Origin of the sequence: Devosia sp. (assembly GCF_030689745.1) — a bacterium.
Lineage (GTDB): Bacteria > Pseudomonadota > Alphaproteobacteria > Rhizobiales > Devosiaceae > Devosia > Devosia alba.
This window is the reverse complement of the sequence record NZ_JAUYGL010000227.1, coordinates 1-3,116: the sequence shown is the minus strand read 5'-3', so window position 1 is coordinate 3,116 and position 3,116 is coordinate 1. Positions and strand designations below refer to the sequence as shown.

Annotated in this window: 3 protein-coding genes; all 3 read right to left on the bottom strand. The window is 66.5% G+C overall.

The window, feature by feature from the left end; translation table 11 throughout:
• On the bottom strand, window positions 1-1,239 hold a 1,239-nt coding region (locus Q8O80_RS19930; RefSeq protein ID WP_305582580.1), incomplete at its 3' end, for a thiamine pyrophosphate-binding protein.
• A 3-nt stretch (window positions 1,240-1,242) separates the two neighbouring features.
• Window positions 1,243-2,322, bottom strand: coding sequence for a Gfo/Idh/MocA family protein (locus tag Q8O80_RS19925; protein WP_305582578.1), 1,080 nt, complete (start codon window positions 2,320-2,322; stop codon window positions 1,243-1,245).
• On the bottom strand, window positions 2,319-3,053 hold the full coding sequence (locus Q8O80_RS19920) for an IclR family transcriptional regulator (protein ID WP_305582576.1): 735 nt from the start codon (window positions 3,051-3,053) through the stop codon (window positions 2,319-2,321). Before Q8O80_RS19920 ends, Q8O80_RS19925 begins: the two co-directional genes overlap by 4 nt.
• Window positions 3,054-3,116 lie beyond the last annotated feature (63 nt).

Here is a 3,116-nt window from a genome sequence, read left to right as displayed (position 1 = left end):
GAGGGGCGGCGCGTCGTACCTGTCCTGCTTGAAGGCCTGCCAGTTCCGCTTCTGCGCCAGGCACTCGGCGAGCCAGGCCTGCCGGTCCGGCTCGGCTGCTGCGTGGCGCGCCTCCAGCCGGGCGTTGAGCCGGTCGAGGATGGCGCCGATATCGCCGAACAGGGGCAGGCTCTGGTTGTAGTGCTGCACGTCGTCGGCATCGGCATTGATGTTGATGACCTGGCGCACCTTGGGATAGCCGATGCCCGAGCAGTCGCTCTGGCAAACGGCGCGCGAGCCCGCGACAATCAGCAGTTCGGCATGTTCCATGCCGTAATTGCCGCTCATCGAGCCCTTGCTGCCGGCAACATGCAGGTTCTGCGGATGTGCGTCGGGTAGCACACCGATCGATCCCGGGCTGAGCAGCACGACGGCGCCGGACAGTTCGGCCAGCCGGCGCAGCTGGTCGGCGAAGCGGCGGGTGCCACCGCCGGCCTTGATGGCAATGCGCCGGTGGCTGAGGATGATGCCGACCGCCCGCTCGAGCGCGGCATCGTCGGCCGGAACCTGGGGCGCCAGCTCGGCGCGGCGCGGCAGGGCGTCGATCCGCAGCGTTACCGCCTGAGGCTGCACGTTGATCGGGGTCAGCAGGTAGAACGGGCCGGCATGAGTGGGGTGAAAGACGGTGGCGGCCCCCTGCCGCAGCGCTTCGCGCAGCGCCTCGGGCGTATGAAGTGTATAGGATCGACCCATCAGCGCGGTGAGCTGGCCATAGATGCCCTGTTCCCGCTTGGGCACCTGCTGCATGTTGTAGCCCTCGCCATGCGTCGTCTCGTCGCCATAGATGTGGTAGACGCCGATGCCGTTCGAGCTTGCCGCGAGCGATGCCGCCATAGCTTGCAGCGCGCCGGGGCCGATCGAGGTGATGACGGCGCAGGTCTCACCATAGGTCCAGCGCAAGGCGGTCGCGGCATGGGCCATTTCCACCTCGTTGCGGAACTGCCAGGTGCGCACCAGCCCATGCGCCTCATAGACGCGCAGGGTCTCGGCCAGAGCAGTGGAGCCGTGACCGAAAATGGCGAAGAACTTGCTGACCCCCTGGCGCATCAGGCCCAGCAGCAGCGCTTCGCAGCAGGACAGCGTGACGAGGCCGGCCAGTCCACCCGAGGCAATGGCCGCTTCCACCCCGCCCGCGGCAGCAATGGCGGCGGCCCGGCTCTCGATGGCCGTCGCCGATGACGGTGCGTTTCCCTGGTGCATGGCTCAGCCCGCCGGATCGAGGCTGACGGCGCGTCCGCTGCGGGCAGACTCCTCGGCGGCGAGGGCGAAACGCAGGATGGTACGGCCCTCCCGCGCGCTCAGCTTGGGCGCCGTGCCATGGCGCAGCGCCTCGATATAGGCGCGGGTGGAGTGGACGAAGCTGGCTTCCCAGCCGGTCTCGAGATTGTGGAAGGTCTGCACCGACCCGTCGCGGTACAGCGCCAGCGGCGGCGGATCGCCGAGGCGCCCATGGCCGCAATTGATCCAGATGACGCCCTTGCTGCCGGTGATCTCGATCCGGTCGTCCTGAGCATAGTGGCGGGTGATGATCTCGAGTTCGGGCGAATAGACCACTTCGAGATTGCCCATCCGGTTGCCGGGGAAGCGGAACGAGACCATGGCCGGGGCGTCGAACACGAAGCCGCTCGGCGATACCGTCTCGCCGATGAAGGCATGCACCATGTCCGGATTGCCCATGAAATGCCAGGCCAGGGCAAACTTGTGGTGCCCGTCGTCAAAGACCAGCGGGCCGCCGCCGGCCTGTCCCTTGTCCTGCCGCCAGACCTCGGCGCGGGGCGGGACCTTCCACGCCGTCTTGCTGGCGCCGGGATTGCTTTTCAGCCTTATGGTCAGAGGCTCGCCGATGGCACCCTGCTCGATGAGCGCCTTGGCCTTGATCACCGGCGGGTAGAAGATGAAGTTCTCGAACACCTTGAACGGCTTGCTTGATGCCTCGGCGGCGGCGACCAGCGTGTCGGCCTGGGCGAGGTCGAGCGTCATCGGCTTTTGCAGCGACACGGCCTTGCCGGCCGCAATGGCCGCCAGCGCCACCTCCAGATGCAGGTGATGCGGCAGCAGGATCTCGACCAGGTCCACATTGGGATCGGCCAGCACCGACCGGTAGTCGTCGGTGATACGCGCATCCCCGACGCCCCAGGCGAGCGCCCGGCCGCGCGCTGTGGCGATGTCGTTGTCGCACAGGGCCACGATCCGGGCATGCGGGTTGGCCAGGTACTCGATGGCGTGCAGGTCTGAGATGCGGCCCGTGCCGATAATGCCCACACGGACAGTGTCGAAGGTCATGCCTTGCTCCAATTGGATAAAGTGCTGCTGTAATTGATGAGAAGCGCGCCCAGCTCGGTCAGCCGTTCCATGCTGATGCGCGCCGTCGGGCCAGAGACGCCGATAGCCGCGATCATCTCGCCCGAGGCGGTGAAGACCGGGACGGCGGCGCAGCGAATGCCGGAGGAGAATTCCTCGTCATCCTGCGCATAGCCGCGCCGGCGCGAGGCCTCGATTTCGGCCTCCAGCGCTGGCTGCCGGGTAATGGTTTTGGGGGTGAACACTTCGAGTCGCCCGCAATCGCTGGCGCTGCCGAAGGCCAGGAAGGCCTTGCCCAGGGCCGTGCAGTGCAGCGGCGCGAGCGACCCGATCGGGTGGTCGACCTTGAGCGGCAGGGGCGAGGCCACCTTGTCCACATACCAGACGCGCGTCCCGACCTGCACGGCCATATGCGCGCATTCATTGGTCACCTGCACCAGCTCGACCAGCGTATCGTGCAAGGATTCGCGGCATTCGATGATGTCTTCCAGGTCGTGCCCCCGGCGCGGCTGCACCTTGGTGGTGGCGCTGTAGCGGCGGCCGTCGGTCTGCTCGGCATATCCTGCCGCGACCAGCGTGCGCAGCAGGTGGGAGGCGTTGGATTTGTCGACGTTGAGGTGGGTGGCGATGTCGGTCAGGCGGGAGGGCTCGGACTGTTGGGTCAGGTAGTCGAGGGTTTCGAGGCCCCGGTTCAGCGATTGCAGCAGGCGCATTTGATCGTTCTCCAACTTGCGATGAACAAGTTTAATATACGGCAATCAATAGTTCAACCTACG

Bases quoted from the DNA above. Each gene is read 5' to 3' on its own strand.
- Q8O80_RS19925 (WP_305582578.1), bottom strand. From the start codon at position 2,322: ATGACCTTCGACACTGTCCGTGTGGGCATTATCGGCACGGGCCGCATC.
- Q8O80_RS19920 (WP_305582576.1), bottom strand. From the start codon at position 3,053: ATGCGCCTGCTGCAATCGCTGAACCGGGGCCTCGAAACCCTCGACTAC.